This is a genomic window from Thermus sp. NMX2.A1, from assembly GCF_000511705.1.
In the GTDB taxonomy this organism is placed as follows: domain Bacteria; phylum Deinococcota; class Deinococci; order Deinococcales; family Thermaceae; genus Thermus; species Thermus scotoductus.
In genome coordinates this window covers 1-13,882 of record NZ_ATNI01000052.1, presented here as the reverse complement: position 1 = coordinate 13,882, position 13,882 = coordinate 1, and the positions used below count along the sequence as shown (strand labels likewise).

Sequence of the window (13,882 nt, the reverse complement as noted above, 5' to 3'; positions counted from 1 at the left end):
TTCTACACCGCCCGGACCCGGGGGCAAGGGGGGTTACTTCCCCACCAAGCGTTTGCGCTGGGAAGGGTCCAGCACCTTCTTGCGCAGGCGAAGGCTTTTGGGGGTTACCTCCAGAAGCTCATCCTCGGCCAGGAACTCCAGGGCCTCCTCCAGGGAAAGCCGCCTTGGGGGTACCAGGCGGATGTTCTCATCGGAGCCCGCCGCCCGGATGTTGGTGAGCTTCTTGGCGAGGGTGACGTTCACATCCAGGTCGTTTTCCCGCACGTGCTCCCCCACGATCATGCCCACGTAGACCTCGGTGCCCGGCTCGATGAAAAACTGGACCCGCTCCTGCAGGCGGTTCAGGCTGTAGGCGGTGGCCACCCCGGCCTCCATGGCCACGGCGCTTCCCGTGGTGCGGGTGGGGATGGGGCCGGCCTCGGGGCCGAAGCCGTGGAAGGTGTGGCTTAGAAGCCCCTCTCCTCCCGTAAGGGAAAGGAAAAGACTACGGAAGCCGAAAAGGGCCCGGGCCGGGACCACGAACTCCGCCCGCACCCTTTCCCCCACCTCCATGTGCACCATCTCCGCCCGGCGGGCTCCCAAAGCCTCCATGACGCTTCCGAAGCGGTCCTGGGGCACCTCCACCACCAGAAGCTCGTAGGGCTCGAGGCCATCCTTGGTGAGCACCCGGGGCTGGCCCACGCTGAACTCGTAGCCCTCCCGGCGCATGGTTTCCAGGAGGATGGCCAGATGGAGCTCCCCCCGGCCCCTAAGCTCAAAGACCTCGGGGCCCACCTCCTCCACCTGGAGGGCCACGTTGGTGCGAAGCTCCTTAAGGAGGCGCTCCTTCAGCTTCTGGCCCGTCACGTGCGCCCCCTCCCGTCCGGCGAAAGGGGAGGTGTTGGCGGTGAGGGTGAGGGCCACGGTGGGCTCGTCCACCTTCAGGCGGGGAAGGGCCTCAGGGGCTTCTCTGGCGGCCAGGGTGTCCCCGATTCCCACGCCCTCCACTCCCGCCAGGGCCACGATGTCCCCGGGGAGGCTTTCCTCCACCTCCACCCGCTCCAGGCCCTGGTGGGTGTAGACCGCCACCACCCTGGCGGAAAGGACCCCGTCCCCTTTCAAGATGGCCACGCTTTCCCCCTTGCGCACCCGGCCCCGGGCCACCTTGCCGATGGCGATCCGCCCCAGGTAGGGGGAGTGGTCCAGGTTGGCCACCAGAAGCTGGAACGGCCCTTCCTCCCACCTGGGTGAGGGGATGTGCTCGAGGATGGTTTGGAAAAGCTCCGAGAGGTCTTCTTTGGGCGCTTCCCGCCAGGCCCGGCCATCCCGGCCGATGGCGTAGAGGTAGGGGAAGTCCAGCTGCTCCTCCGTGGCCCCCAGTTCCACCATGAGGTCAAAGGTGAGGTTGAGCACCTCGTCGGGGCGGGCCTCCTTCTTGTCCACCTTGTTGAGGACCACGATGGGCTTGAGCCCGGCCTGGAGGGCCTTCCGCAGAACGAACCGGGTCTGGGGCATGGGGCCCTCGGCGGCGTCCACCAGAAGGAGCACCCCGTCCACCAGGGAAAGGGCCCGCTCCACCTCCCCGCCGAAGTCCGCATGGCCGGGGGTGTCCACGATGTTGATCTTCACCCCATCCCAGACCACGGCGGTGTTCTTGGCCAGGATGGTGATGCCCCGCTCCTTCTCCAGGTCGCCCGAGTCCAGGATCCGCTCCCCCTCTTCCTTGGCCAGGGCCTTGGCCTGGCGGAGCATGGCGTCCACCAGGGTGGTTTTCCCGTGATCCACGTGGGCAATGATGGCAATGTTTCTAATCTCCATGGGCGCACCCAATCCCCCCACTCTACCACGCGGGGGCGCGTAGGATAGGGGCATGGTGGTGGCCACCTTTTCCCTGGTGGCCCAGGACCCGGAAACCGGGGACCTGGGCGTGGCCGTGGCCAGCAAGTTCCTGGCGGTGGGCTCGGTGGTTCCCTTTGCCCGGGCGGGGGTGGGGGCGATCGCCACCCAGTCCTACGCCAATCCCCGCTTTGGGCCGCAGGGGCTGGCCCTTTTGGAGCAAGGGGCAAGCCCAGAAGGGGTCCTGGAGGCCTTCCGGCGCACCGATCCCGGGTTGGAAAGGCGCCAGTTCGGCCTGGTGAGCGCCCGCGGCGAGGCCCTCACCTTTACCGGAGGGGAGTGCCATCCCTGGGCCGGGGGGAGGGCGGGGAAGGGATTCGCCGCCCAGGGCAACCTCCTGGCGGGTCCCCAGGTGGTGGAGGCCATGGTGGAAACCTTCCTGCAGGAGGAAGGGGTTCCTTTTCCCGAAAGGCTCCTTCTGGCCTTAAAGGCGGGGGAGGAGGCGGGAGGGGATAAAAGGGGCAAGCAGTCCGCGGCGCTTCTGGTGGTGGGGGAGGGCAAGGGGTACGGAGGGCTTTGGGACCGGTACATCGACCTCCGGGCCGACGACCACCCGGAGCCGGTGGAGGAGCTTTTCCGCCTGCTTTCCCTCCACCGCCTCCTCTTTGAGAGGCCCAAGGAGCGCCGCCCCTTGACCCCGGAGGAGGTGCGGTGGTTGCAGGGGGTGCTCCGGAGCCTTGGGCTTTACGCAGGGGAGGTGCACGGGGAGTTTGACGAGGCCACGGAGCGCGCTTTCCTTGCCCTGATCGGCATGGAGAACCTGGAGGAGCGCTACCAGGGAGGCCCGGAGGTGGACGAGGCCACCCTGAGCTACCTCAAGAGGAGGTACCCATGGAGCTAGGGGCGGGAGGTGTGGTCTTCAACGAGAAGGGGGAGGTGCTCCTCCTCCGCGACCGCATGGGCTTCTGGGTCTTTCCCAAGGGGCACCCGGAGCTGGGGGAGACCCTCGAGGCGGCCGCGGTGCGGGAGGTCCTGGAGGAAACCGGGGTAAAGGCGGAGGTCCTGGCTCCCCTTTTCCCCACCCGCTACGTGAACGCCAAGGGAGTGGAGCGGGAAGTGCACTGGTTCCTCATGCGGGGCACCGGGGAGCCCCGCCTGGAAAAGGGGATGACGGGCCTAGGGTGGTTCAGCCTGGAGGAGGCCCGCTTGCTCCTTTCCTTCCCCGAGGACCTGCGCCTTCTGGAGGTGGCCCTTGAGCGTCTACCGCTTTGAGGACAAGCTTCCCAGGGTGCACCCCAGCGCCTTCATCGCCCCCGGGGCCTACGTGGTGGGGGAGGTGGAGGTGGGGGAGGGAGCCTCCATCTGGTTTGCCGCCGTGGTGCGGGGGGATCTGGAGCGGGTGGTGATCGGCCCGGGAAGCAACGTCCAGGATGGCGCCGTTCTCCACGCGGACCCGGGTTTTCCCTGCCTTTTGGGTGCTGGGGTTACCGTGGGGCACCGGGCGGTGGTCCACGGGGCGGTGGTGGAGGAAGGAGCCCTGATCGGCATGGGGGCGGTGGTGCTGAACGGGGCCCGGGTGGGCAGGAATGCGGTGGTGGGGGCAGGGGCGGTGGTTCCCCCGGGGATGGAGATCCCCGAGGGCGCCCTGGCCCTGGGGGTTCCAGCCCGGGTCAAGGGTCCCGCCGAGCCCCCGGGCAATGCTCCCCGGTACCGGGCCCTGGCGGAGCGGTACCGAAAGGGGCTTTTGGCCATGGACCTTCCCAGGCGTTACCGCCTTACCCTGCGAGGCCAGGATGCCCTAAACCCCTTTAGCGAGCTTCACCTCCACCTGAAGCGCACCCGGAAGGAAGCCCTGGAAGCCTTGAGGCGGGCTTCCCAGGGGTTTCCCCTGGCCCTGGAAGAGGCCCTGCCCCTGGTAGAGGAGGGTTTCCTCGCCCCGGAGTGAGCCCGAGGCTACACAGGGGGAGGAACGGAGGTGGCAAGATGGAGCGCAAGATGGTGGAGCTCGAGGATACGGGTCTTACCTTTGAAACCCACGTGGACCTGGGGCGCCTGAAGCGCCTGGCAGCGGAATGGCTGGAGGTCATCGGGGAGGATCCCAGCCGGGAAGGCCTCGTGAAAACCCCCGAGCGGGTGGCCAAGGCCTGGGCCTTCCTCACCCGGGGCTACCGCCAGGACCTGAAGGCCATCGTCAACGGGGCCCTCTTCCCCGCCGAGGGGAGCGAGATGGTGGTGGTGAAGGGCATAGAGTTCTACTCCATGTGCGAGCACCACCTCCTGCCCTTCTTCGGCCAGGTGCACATCGGCTATATCCCGGGCGAGAAGATCCTGGGCCTTTCCAAGTTCGCCCGCATCGTGGACATGTTTGCAAGAAGGCTGCAGGTGCAGGAACGCCTGGCGGTGCAGATCGCCGAGGCCGTCCAGGAGATCCTCGAGCCCCAGGGGGTGGGGGTGGTGGTGGAGGGGGTCCACCTCTGCATGATGATGCGGGGGGTGGAGAAGCAGCACTCCCGCACCACCACCAGCGCCATGCTGGGGGTCTTCCGGGAAAGCCAGAAGACCCGGGAGGAGTTCCTGAGCCACCTAAAGTGAACCCCCCCGCCTAGGCAGGGGGGCTTGGTCCGGTGCTTCTAGTCAGGGTTTTGCGGAGGCGCAGGCACCTCGCACCCCGGCACCGCCATCTCAGGGGAGATGCCTCCCACCGCAATGGGGATTTCCGCATCCCCCACGCCTTCCACGTGGATCCTCAGAATGCCGCTTTCCGCTCCCACGGGCACGCGGAACATCAAGGTGGCGGGATTCTCAGCCTGGGTGATCTCGGGGTTTTCCGCGGGCAGGCCTGGATCCGGGGGAAACAGGGCCCGGTTGATGCCGGCATCCCATTCCTCCTGCGTGCCAAAGGTGTTGCCCTTAAGGGCCATCCAATCCCCGGCCCGCACGGTGCACCCGGAGACCACATCGGGCTGGACGCTTTGGATGCGCAGCTTCCCCGTGGTCTTGATGCCCTGAGGGGCCGAGCAGGCCGCAAGGGCGAGGAGCAAGAGCCAGCCGATCTTTTTCATGCTTCCTCCAGGGTTTTACTCTGAGCAATGACCGGGGCCGATGAGGCCGTTGTTGTAGCTGTCCAAGGTGGCTGCGTACCCCTTGGCCTGGTTGGCCAAGGTCTTGCTCAGGGAGTCGGTGGGCTTATAGGTGCCGAAGAAGCCTTCCGCCCAGGCCAGGGTCGCATCCACCTCAGGGGTGGTGGAGGCTCCGTTCAGGGTGTTCAGTTTGGCGGCGATGTACTGATGGGCCAGGATGTAGTAGGCATTCCCCCTGGGTGAGGTCCAGAGAACCTGGTGATAGCTCTGGCTAGAAATGAAGAAGGGAGTATCCTCGCCTATCTTTGCCCAGGTGTCGTCGTAGGGAGCGGGGCCATAGCGGGAATGGGTCTTCCAGTAGCCCTGGGTTAAGGTGCACCCACCCGCACAGGGTACGGAAACCTTTACCGTGGCCGAGGCGGAACCCTGGGTCTGGGTGGTGGAGGTGGTGAAGGTGGCGGTGTTGTCCACCTGGTACTCCCCGCATTTATCAAAGCTGACCCAGCGCTCAAAGAAGTAGGTCTGGGAGATCACGCCCTCGGGGGTGATGCCGCTGATGGCGCTGACCGGGGTGGCCGAGGGGTCGCTTACCTGCACGCTGCCGTCCACCACCTGGGTGGGCGTGGTGAAGGCGAAGCTGGCCTGGCCCGAGGCAGTGCCGCTTTCCCCGTTGCTGGTCCAGTTCACCGTGGCGGTGTTGGTCCGGCTTTGCCCGTTGGGCAGGGCTTGGCTGTAGGTGCAGCTGAGGGTTTGCCCTGCGGGCAGGGTGTAGGGGAAGCTTACACCACAGTTAAGGGCCACAGTCTCCCCCGTGGAGAGGGTATCGCTGGGAGCTTCCAGGAGGACATCCACGCCGCCTGTGTTCTTGATGGTGACCGTGCCCTCCACCTGGAAGTCCGAATCCGTGGGCGTGCCCACCAGGTATACCGCATACTTGACCAGGTGGGACTGCCCTGAGGCCAGGGTAAGGGTTCCGCTTGCTGGGTCCGTCACCTTCTTCTCCATGGTCCAGCGGTAAGTGCGCTTGAACTTGGGCACCGCCGTCTTTTCCACCGTCACCGAGGTGCCTACCGCCACCTGGGGCTTCACGCCTTGGGGAGCCTGGGAGCAGGCTCCAAGGAGCCCCACCGCTAAAAGAATCCCGTACCAATACCGCATACCCATTCTCTCCTTTCCTGAATCCTTTACCTCAATGATTTGCGCTCTCCGAGGGGATGGCCAGGTCCAGCTGTCCTAGCCTTTCCCCGTCGGCCAGCACCAAAAGGGTGTAGCGACCGGGGCTCAAGGGCACCTCCCCGGTCCAGGTGTAGCCGTCTTCGCTCTTTAGGGCGAAGCTTTGGCCCTTTTCCGTGAGGGCCACCTGGGTGGCCCGGAAGCGCAGGGCGATCTTCACCTTGGGTCCTTCCAGGGAACTGGGGCTATAAAGGGAGCCGGAAACCACCTGAAGGAAGAGGGGAGCCTCCGCTTCCCCCTGACCCCTGGCCTTGACGGAGAGGGTGTGGAACCCCGGGGGCAGGGTCAGGCGTATCCGGGCGGCGTAGTAGTTTCCCTCCTGCCGGACTAAGGCCACCGGGCCTGAGGGCAGATCCAGGAAAACCTGCTGGACTTCCCCCTGGACCAGGGCTTTGATCTCCACCTCGGCTCCGGCGATGGGGGTGGAGGGGTCGGCGGTGGCCACCAGGCTCAGGCGGTCAGCGGTATAGGTTACCTCCACCTCCCGCTTCGGGGGTTTGGCCACCACCTGGATGGCCTTGGGGGGTGCGCTGGGATCCACCTGGGCCTGGACCCCGCCTTCCTGCCGGTAGCCCTCGGGCAGGTAGCGGGGGTCGGCGTAGACCCGGTACTCCCCCCGGAAAAGCCCCCCGATGAGGGCGCGGCCGTTGGCATCCGCCCGGGTGCAGCGCTTCACCAGCCCTTCGGCGCAGACGCCGGCGAAGGCTAGACCCTGCTCGTTTCCACCGTCCAGCACCTGAACGGCCAGGGTGGTGGCGGGGGCGAAGGGGAGGTTCTTCTCCAGGCTGGCGTTTAAGGTGACCTGTACCCGTTCCTCCCCCAGAAGGGCCAGGGTGGCGGGAAGGTTGGGGAAGGCGAGGGCACCTTCGCCTGGGGCCACGAAAAGACGGTAGCGACCCTCGGCGTCGGTGGTTTCGCAGGTTTGTCCCAGGCAGACCCTTAGCCCGGCCAAGGGAGCCTCGCCTGGATCCAGCCGCCCGTTCAGGTTTTCATCCCGGAAGGCCCTGCCCAGGATTTCGCCCCCCTTGCGGCCGCCGAAGAGGTCCACCACCTCCTTGGGCGTGGTGAAGGTGAAGGTTTGCGTGTAGGCCAGGCTGAGGCCAAAGGCGTGGCGGGTCTCCCCGGACTGCAGGAGAAGGGTATAGGAGGCTCCCAAGGAGAGGCCGGCTTCCAGGAAGTTGCGCTGGGCTAGGGCAAGGCCCAGGCGCTGGCTGGTGGCCTCCTCCAGGCGGTACTCGTAGAAAAGGCGGCTTTGCAGGCTTCCGGGCCAGAGCTGGTTCCAGGCAGCCCCGTAGAGGGTGAGGTCCCGTTCCGTTCCCCGCTTGATCAGGTACTGCCCCTCGAGGCTCCCTCCCTCCAGGGCCATCCGGAGCAAAAGACTTCCTTCCCACAAGGGGTTTTCCTGGAGGAGGTAGCGCAGGTAGCCGGAGAGGCTGAGGTTGCGGGTACCCAGGGTGAGGCTGGCCTGGTAGCCCTGGTTCTCCGGGGCCTCCCCGGAAAGCTTGCGGTTCAAGCCGTAGCCCAGGCTGAGGCTTCCGGCGTACACCCCGGGTTCGCCAAAGGTGGTGCTGAGGCTTGGGGCCAGGCCGAAGCTCCGGTTTTCCCCTTGCTGGCGGTAGCTACCCGTAAGGCTTAAGAAGGCCCCGGCCACCGGCTGGGCGTAAAGGGTAAGCTGGTTTTGCCAGAGTCCCTGGCTGGGTCCCAGCTGCAAGCTGGTGCTTCCACGAAGGCCCAAGGGGTAAAGGTTTCGGGTGCCTCCCGCCAGGCCCAGGGTGTGGAGGCCAGCCAGGGGCACACCGCCATAACTCTGGACTAGCTCTAGGTCCTGGGTCTGCCAGGTGAGGCTTTGGCTCAAGCCCAGGGAAAGGCGGTAGCCTTCCCCGGTCTGGCCGCTGAGGTCGGTGCCGAGGCCCAGGTTGAAGCCTCCCTCCAGGGGAAGACGGTAGCGCAGGCTGAGGTTGTCCTGGCGGCCCGTGGGGGCGGTTTGCGTGGAGAGGGCCCCTTGCAGGTCCAGGTTCTTGTCCAGGCTCACCGCGCTGGCCCTAAGGCCCAGGGCCTCCGGGCGGTAGGTGCCCTCGAGGCTCAGCCGCACGGGATCCAGGCGGAAGGTGGAGGCCAGGCCGAAGCCTCCCTGCCCCCCTTGGGCCCGGGCCTCCCAGCCCTCGCCCTTGAGGCTTAGGGTGAGGGCCTGGGGTGGGCGCAGGGGGTCTTGGAGGTCTCCGGTCAAGGGGCTGGTGGCGGCGGTGGCCGTCACGTAGTCCGAAAGGGCCCCGCTTACGCTGGGGGCCAGAAGGTAGCCCACCTGCCCCTGGAGCCGGCCTTGTTCCAAGGTGGCCCCCAGGCTCAAGGCCACGCCTAGGCCCAGGGTGAGCTCAGGATCCCGGCCCTCTTGGCCCCTTGCCAGCAAGGGGTCCTTGAAAAGCACGATGATCCCGGCTTCCTTGCGGGCCTCGGGCTGGGTCCTGGGGGTGACCCGAAGCTTCATGTAGAAGCGGTATCCGGCGGAGATCTCCCCCTGGGGGTTCACCAGCACCCGCACCACCCCGGTTTCCCCGGGAGCCAGGCTCAGGCCAGCGGGGTTTAAAAACACCTGGAACATGGCGGCTTCCGCCTGCAGAAGGAACTCCTCCTTTTGGTTGGAGCGGTTGCTGACGTAGACCGGAAACTCAAAAGGTCCTCCCAGGCTGGCCTCGAGGGTGGCGGGAGCGGATAGGGCCACCTGGATTAAGGGCAACACCTTTAACGCCACCTCGGTCCTGGCCACTTCCTTTTCCCCCTCGTAGGCCACCACCAAGGCCTTCCCCTGGGTGCCTGCAGCCAGAGGCGGCACCCTTAGGGTGAAGCTCAGGGTTTCCTCCTTTCCCTCCAGCACCGCCTGCCTTTCCTGGGAAAGAGCCTGCCAGCCCTCCGGGGGAAAGAGGCGGAAGCGCACCGACCCTGTTCCCTCCACCCTCAGGCTTAAGGTGAGGTAGTCCCCCGGGACCCCGGCGAGGCCAGGGGTGGGGAGGAAGTGCACCTGGGCCCAGGCTAGGCCCAAAAGAAGGGGGAAAAGAGCCAGGAAACGCCTCATCTCAAGGTTGCCTCAAGGCGGTGACCAGGGCCTGGACCACGTAGCTACCGGCGCGCTCGTTGCCGAGAAGCTCGAGGGCAAACTCCAGGTGGATTTCCAGCCAGTCCCCCGTGGGGCCCGCTTGGGTGTAGATGATCTGCGGGGTGCCGTCGGCCCTAAGCCAAAGCCCCCCGTTCACCCGGTAGAGGACCTGCCTGGCAGGCAGAAGCAAAACCCCGTTTTGATCCTTGAGATCCGGAATCTGCAGGAGGAGGCTCCACACCCCGGGGGCGTTGGAGAAGACCTGGACGGGCAGGATGCCCCCTTCCAGGTTGCTGGCGGGGTAGGTGGCGGGGAAGGCCTTGGGGGGGTAGTCCTGAAGGTCAAAGGCAATCTGGGTGGTGGGGGTGCGGAGGGCGATGGTTTCGGGGATCAAGGTCTGGACGATCCAGGTGGCCTGGGCCAGGGCTGGGGTAACCAGCAAGAGGAAAGCGGTTAGCCAACTTCTCATGGGGTCTTTCCTTTCTCCCCCTCGTCCGCAGGGGGCGCAGGAGGGGCGCTCAAGGGGGTGCGCAGGGTAAAGGGAAGGTCTGCGGCCACGTCCTTGGTGGCGTCGCCGTAGTTGAGGATGGCCAAGGCAGTGTAGTTGCCCACGGGCAAGGGACCCACCAGGGTGATGGGCAGGATGCGCACCTGGCCCGGCAGGACCACCACCTCCTCCACCTCCACCTCCGCCACCTTGCGCCCCGAGCCATCCCGCACCTCAAAGCGGCCAGAAAGCTTCTGGGCGGTGTTGCCGGTGTTCTGGTACTGGATGGCGAAGCGGTAGGGATCCTGGGAGGCCTTGGGGGGACTGGGCACGATCCCGGTGATGCGCCCGGCGGTGCTCAGGGGGGCGATGTTCACGTAAAAGACATGGGCCATGCGCACCCGGAAGGTGGCCAGGGGCACCCCGGGAGGTGGGTTGGGATCCTCGGATTCCAGGAAGAGGATGCCCCAGTGGGTGCCGGGAGTGGCCTCCTTGGGCACGGTGAGGGTGTAGGTGAGGGGCCGGCTCTGCTTGGGCTCAAGCAGGAACTCCGCCGGGGAGAAGGTGGCCCATGGGCTTGCGCTTTCCCTTAGCGAGCCCGTGGGGAGAAACTGGATCTTTCCCATGGGATCGTAGGTCCAGTCCCCCAGGCTGGCCCGTACCCGTACCGGGCGGGTGCCCACGTTGTAGACCGTGAGGGTTTGCGTGAGGACCTCCCCTGGCTTGGCTTCCTTGAGGAGTACAGGGGGTTCCACACCCAGGGTGCTTTGGGCCAGGGCGCTGAGGGCCAGGGTGAAGAGGAAGGGAAAGATTCGTTTCATGGTTCACCGAAAGGGCGAAGGCCTGGCCCTAGGGCCAGGCCTTCAAGGTCGCTTACCAAGCAGTCGTGGCCAGGGTGTAGGTGAGGTTCGCGGTGCTCTTGCCCCAGAGGTCGCTGTTGACCTTGACGGCCACCACCACCAGGTCGTCCAGCCAGCTCTTGTAGCCGCATCGCTCGGGGTCTTGGCCAGAGCGGGTTCCCGTGGGGCCGGCCTGCAGGTTGCGGGGTACCAGTTCCAGGGTGGCTCCGTTGGGAAGCTCGTAAAGCCCCGTGGGCGCGCCGAAGGTATCGCAGGGGTTGTCCTGGATGTAAAGGTGCTGGATGCCCTGGGCTCCTTGGGGGTCGTTGCGGTTCACGGTCAGGTGCCACTGCTTCCCGTTGGAGAACTTCTGCAGAACGAAGGTGCGGTAGCAGACGAAGTAGTTCTTGCTCCCCGGCACCAGTTCCCCGTCCTTATCCAGCTTGATGGGAGGATAGGCAGTCACCGCCCCGCCGCCATTGATGGCGATGTTGGGCCAGGTGGTGGGTGCGTAGCTGGTGCCCAGGGGCAGGGTCTGCACCTGGTTGTAGAAGTTATCTCCCAACTGGGTCTTGACGTCCTTGTCTGTAAGCCCATAGACGCAGACCATCTGCCCGCCGAAGTCCGGCGTGGAGTTGGGCCAGGAGGCCCCGTCCAGCCCCGTCAGGTCAAAGGTCAGGGTGGTCACGTCCAGGTGCAAAGCCGTGGCCTTGGGGAGGATGAGCTCGATGGTCTGGTTCACGGCGGCCGAGTCGGCGCCCTTGGCGTAGGCGTCGGGGCCGTTGCCCCTGGTGGGGGCCACGGTGGGAGCCTGGGCCAGGGCCAGGGGTGCCAAAACCAATACTGCTGCCAGAATGCCTTTGCGCATATTTCCCTCCGAATCTGCCCCTCGAGGTGGTGGCCTCTCAGGACGCCCTCACCCTAAGGGAAGGAGCGTTACGGAAGCGTTACAGGAAGAAGACCCGTAGCCTAGGGACCTTCCAGGGATGTGGTAGTATGGAGGGCAAGGAAGGTAACGCTTTGAAACGCGCCCTTAACGATCCCGTTTATGCCCTGCCCCTTTGTGGCCGGGCGAGGGTGCTTTACCAGGGCAAGGAGGTACGCCTTTCCCGGAAGGGGCTCGCCCTCCTTTATTACCTGGCCCTCGAGGGACCCACCTCGAGGGCCCGCCTGGCTGACCTCCTCTACGGCCACGGCTCGGCTCTGCAGAACCTGCGGGTGGAGCTCCACCGCCTGAGCCAGGCCTTTGGGCGGGAGGTGTTTCCCAAGGGGCAGGATCCCCTGAGCTTACCTTCCTGGCTGAAGCTGGAAGCCTCGGGGCACGGGGAAGCCCTGGAGGGCTTGGAGGAAGTGGGAAGCCTGTGGGAGTGGGTGCAGGAGGTGCGCGCCCGCCATGAGCACGCTCCTGGCCTTCCCTGGCGCCAGGAGCTTTTGCGGGAGCTTGCTGCCTTGCGTCCCCCCTTTCTCTTGGTTTTAAGGGGGCGGATTGGAGCGGGCCAGCGGGCCTTGGCCCAGGAGCTGGCCCGGATCCTGGGCTTGGCCTTTCACCAGAGCCTGCGTCCGGAGGGCCTGGTTTACCTGGAATCCCCTTACCCTCAGGTGCCTGTGCGGGAAATCCTGCGCTCCAAGGCTTTTCTGGTCCTGAGCCTGGACCCCGGGGAGGACCCCCGCTTCTTCCTGGAGCTAAGGGCCCACTATCCCCCAGAGCGCATGCGGGTGCTGGAGCTGGCTCCCTTAAGCTGGCTGGAGGCCCGGGAGGGGCTTTTGGCCGGGTACACCTTCCAGCAGGCGGCGGGGGCCTATTTCTTGGCGGGAGGGCAGCCGGAGTGGATACCCGAGTGGCTGGCGTGTGCCACTTCCCCCCAGCGCCCCCTGGCCCAGCTTCGCCTTAAGGCCCGCTGGCTCAGCGAGCCGGCCCGGGTGGCCTTGGAGCGGCTTTCGGTGGTCTCCGGCCTCATCCCCGAGCAGGTCTTGGATGCCCTCGGAGCCTTGCCTTACCTGGAGGAGCTGGAGCGCAAGGGGTGGCTGGTGTACCAGGGAGGGTATCGCTTCGCCAGGGAGGCGGAGCGCCGCCTCTTCTATTCCACCCTGTCCCCGGGCCGGAGGCACGAGCTCCACGAGCGGGCGGCCACCGCCTTGGCCTTGGCGGGGCGCGGCCAGGTGGAGGCTTGGCACCGAAAAGTCTTAGGGGAAAGCTACGAAAGCCTTCTTGACCCTCATCTACGGGAGGCTCTTCTAAGCGGGGGAAGGGTGTGGGCCAAAAGAGGGCTGGGACGGGAACTCGCCTTGCTCACGCAAGGGAGCGAAGGCGTCTTCCCCCTGGGGCAGGGGTTTGGCCTGGCCCTTCTGGAACCGGGGGAGAAGGCGCACCTGGACTTTTCCTCCCTGGAGGAGGAGGCGGTGTTGGAGCTTCTGGGGGAGGCCTATGCTCCTGAGGATTCCTGGGGGCTTCTTTTAAGCGTGCGGGGGGCCTGGGGGGAAGGGCACCTGCGCCTGGAGGAATCCTTCGCCCATCGGCTTCTCCTTCCCCCTGGTCCTTTGCACCTCCGCTTTTCCGGTGTGGGGGTGGCCGAGTGTACCCTGCGGGCCTACCGCCCGCGGTCGGACGAGGGCACCTTCCGTTCGGGCAAGGCTCCGGTGGACGTGTGGGTCTTAGCGGCGAAGAAGGCCGAGGAGGTTCCAGAGCAGGGTGAGAAGAAGGGAAAGAACCAGGGCCGAGGTGAGGGGAATGTACACCCGTAGACCTTCCCGCTCTATGCGGATGTCCCCCGGCAGGTGGCCGAACCAGGAAAAGAGCTTGGGGAAATAGAGGAGCACCAGGCCAAGAAGGACCAGCAAAACTCCCAGGAAAAGTAGAGCCTTACCCACCTCCATCCCGAACCTCCAGATAGGCGGTGAGGGCGGCACCCAAGAGCCCAGCCTCCCCTCCCAGAAGAGCCCGGCGCAAGGGGGGAGCCTCCCAGCCCGCCAGGTAGTGCCGGTAGGCTTCCTCCAAGGCTTCCCAGTAGGCCTGGGGGGCGTTTAGGGCAAGCCCCCCGCCCACCACCACCACCCCGGGGTCGAAGGCCTTGACCAGGCTGGCCAGGCCCATGCCCACATAGCGGGCTGCCTGGAGGAGGATGCGCCGGGCCTTGGGCTCGCCTTCCTGGAAGAGCTGGAAGAGCTCCTTGGTATCCACCTTGCGGTGGTAGGCGTAGGAGGCTTCCCGCTCCAGGGCCCTGCCCGCCGCCAGGGCCTCGAGGCACCCCTCCAGCCCGCAGCCGCACACCGGCCCCCCGGGAAGCAGGGTGATGTGGCCGAGCTCCCCTCCCTGCCCTCTTTCCCCCCTCAAGACCCG

The 13,882-nt window shown here is 66.1% G+C and carries 14 protein-coding genes; 5 read left to right on the top strand and 9 right to left on the bottom strand.

Features of this window, described 5'->3' with window-relative positions; all coding sequences use genetic code 11:
- Window positions 1-33: 33 nt before the first annotated feature.
- Entirely contained in the window at window positions 34-1,797 is a 1,764-nt protein-coding gene (gene typA, locus TNMX_RS04320; protein ID WP_038029879.1) for a translational GTPase TypA, read from the bottom strand.
- Window positions 1,798-1,849: 52 nt separating this feature from the next.
- On the opposite strand from typA, the gene TNMX_RS04315 reads away from it, so the two are divergent.
- From TNMX_RS04315 to folE, 4 genes are read left to right on the top strand one after another with little or no spacing between them, the layout of a single operon-like run.
- Window positions 1,850-2,716, top strand: a complete 867-nt coding sequence (locus TNMX_RS04315; RefSeq protein WP_038029877.1) for a DUF1028 domain-containing protein — start codon at window positions 1,850-1,852, stop codon at window positions 2,714-2,716.
- A complete protein-coding gene (locus TNMX_RS04310; RefSeq protein WP_015718263.1) occupies window positions 2,707-3,087 on the top strand; it encodes an NUDIX hydrolase in 381 nt (126 codons plus the stop codon). Before TNMX_RS04315 ends, TNMX_RS04310 begins: the two co-directional genes overlap by 10 nt.
- Window positions 3,068-3,760, top strand: a complete 693-nt coding sequence (locus tag TNMX_RS04305) for a gamma carbonic anhydrase family protein (protein ID WP_015718262.1) — start codon at window positions 3,068-3,070, stop codon at window positions 3,758-3,760. Before TNMX_RS04310 ends, TNMX_RS04305 begins: the two co-directional genes overlap by 20 nt.
- Window positions 3,761-3,798: 38 nt before the next feature.
- Complete coding sequence (gene folE / locus TNMX_RS04300) at window positions 3,799-4,407, top strand: GTP cyclohydrolase I FolE (protein ID WP_038029875.1); 609 nt, start codon at window positions 3,799-3,801, stop codon at window positions 4,405-4,407.
- 38 nt (window positions 4,408-4,445) lie between these two features.
- Here the strand turns inward: folE and TNMX_RS04295 are convergent, their stop codons facing one another.
- The 6 genes from TNMX_RS04295 to TNMX_RS04270 are packed head-to-tail and all read right to left on the bottom strand — an operon-like array spanning window position 4,446 to window position 11,413.
- Complete coding sequence (locus tag TNMX_RS04295; RefSeq protein WP_038029873.1) at window positions 4,446-4,877, bottom strand: hypothetical protein; 432 nt, start codon at window positions 4,875-4,877, stop codon at window positions 4,446-4,448.
- A 15-nt stretch (window positions 4,878-4,892) separates the two neighbouring features.
- Window positions 4,893-6,053 carry a hypothetical protein gene (locus TNMX_RS04290; protein WP_038029872.1) on the bottom strand — a complete coding sequence of 387 codons (1,161 nt, stop codon included), beginning with the start codon at window positions 6,051-6,053 and terminating at the stop codon, window positions 4,893-4,895.
- A gap of 31 nt (window positions 6,054-6,084) precedes the next feature.
- Entirely contained in the window at window positions 6,085-9,198 is a 3,114-nt protein-coding gene (locus TNMX_RS04285; RefSeq protein ID WP_038029870.1) for a hypothetical protein, read from the bottom strand.
- A gap of 1 nt (window position 9,199) precedes the next feature.
- Window positions 9,200-9,688 carry a hypothetical protein gene (locus tag TNMX_RS04280; RefSeq protein ID WP_015718257.1) on the bottom strand — a complete coding sequence of 163 codons (489 nt, stop codon included), beginning with the start codon at window positions 9,686-9,688 and terminating at the stop codon, window positions 9,200-9,202.
- Entirely contained in the window at window positions 9,685-10,527 is an 843-nt protein-coding gene (locus TNMX_RS04275) for a hypothetical protein (protein WP_038029868.1), read from the bottom strand. Before TNMX_RS04275 ends, TNMX_RS04280 begins: the two co-directional genes overlap by 4 nt.
- 52 nt (window positions 10,528-10,579) lie before the next feature.
- Window positions 10,580-11,413 carry a hypothetical protein gene (locus TNMX_RS04270; protein WP_038029866.1) on the bottom strand — a complete coding sequence of 278 codons (834 nt, stop codon included), beginning with the start codon at window positions 11,411-11,413 and terminating at the stop codon, window positions 10,580-10,582.
- Window positions 11,414-11,565: 152 nt separating this feature from the next.
- On the opposite strand from TNMX_RS04270, the gene TNMX_RS04265 reads away from it, so the two are divergent.
- Window positions 11,566-13,287 carry a hypothetical protein gene (locus TNMX_RS04265; protein WP_038029979.1) on the top strand — a complete coding sequence of 574 codons (1,722 nt, stop codon included), beginning with the start codon at window positions 11,566-11,568 and terminating at the stop codon, window positions 13,285-13,287.
- Here TNMX_RS04265 and TNMX_RS04260 read toward each other — a convergent pair.
- A complete protein-coding gene (locus TNMX_RS04260) occupies window positions 13,198-13,419 on the bottom strand; it encodes a DUF2905 domain-containing protein (protein ID WP_038029865.1) in 222 nt (73 codons plus the stop codon). The genes TNMX_RS04265 and TNMX_RS04260 overlap by 90 nt on opposite strands.
- Window positions 13,406-13,882, bottom strand: a 477-nt coding sequence (locus tag TNMX_RS04255; protein WP_038029864.1) for an ROK family protein, incomplete at its 5' end; no start/stop codon positions are given. The genes TNMX_RS04255 and TNMX_RS04260, both read right to left, overlap by 14 nt.

What these genes read in the sequence shown, in the direction of transcription:
- typA (WP_038029879.1), bottom strand. Translation starts at nt 1,797, where the DNA reads ATGGAGATTAGAAACATTGCCATCATTGCCCACGTGGATCACGGGAAA.
- TNMX_RS04315 (WP_038029877.1), top strand. Translation starts at nt 1,850, where the DNA reads ATGGTGGTGGCCACCTTTTCCCTGGTGGCCCAGGACCCGGAAACCGGG.
- TNMX_RS04310 (WP_015718263.1), top strand. Translation starts at nt 2,707, where the DNA reads ATGGAGCTAGGGGCGGGAGGTGTGGTCTTCAACGAGAAGGGGGAGGTG.
- folE (WP_038029875.1), top strand. Translation starts at nt 3,799, where the DNA reads ATGGAGCGCAAGATGGTGGAGCTCGAGGATACGGGTCTTACCTTTGAA.
- TNMX_RS04295 (WP_038029873.1), bottom strand. Translation starts at nt 4,877, where the DNA reads ATGAAAAAGATCGGCTGGCTCTTGCTCCTCGCCCTTGCGGCCTGCTCG.
- TNMX_RS04290 (WP_038029872.1), bottom strand. Translation starts at nt 6,053, where the DNA reads ATGCGGTATTGGTACGGGATTCTTTTAGCGGTGGGGCTCCTTGGAGCC.
- TNMX_RS04285 (WP_038029870.1), bottom strand. Translation starts at nt 9,198, where the DNA reads ATGAGGCGTTTCCTGGCTCTTTTCCCCCTTCTTTTGGGCCTAGCCTGG.
- TNMX_RS04280 (WP_015718257.1), bottom strand. Translation starts at nt 9,688, where the DNA reads ATGAGAAGTTGGCTAACCGCTTTCCTCTTGCTGGTTACCCCAGCCCTG.
- TNMX_RS04275 (WP_038029868.1), bottom strand. Translation starts at nt 10,527, where the DNA reads ATGAAACGAATCTTTCCCTTCCTCTTCACCCTGGCCCTCAGCGCCCTG.
- TNMX_RS04270 (WP_038029866.1), bottom strand. Translation starts at nt 11,413, where the DNA reads ATGCGCAAAGGCATTCTGGCAGCAGTATTGGTTTTGGCACCCCTGGCC.
- TNMX_RS04260 (WP_038029865.1), bottom strand. Translation starts at nt 13,419, where the DNA reads ATGGAGGTGGGTAAGGCTCTACTTTTCCTGGGAGTTTTGCTGGTCCTT.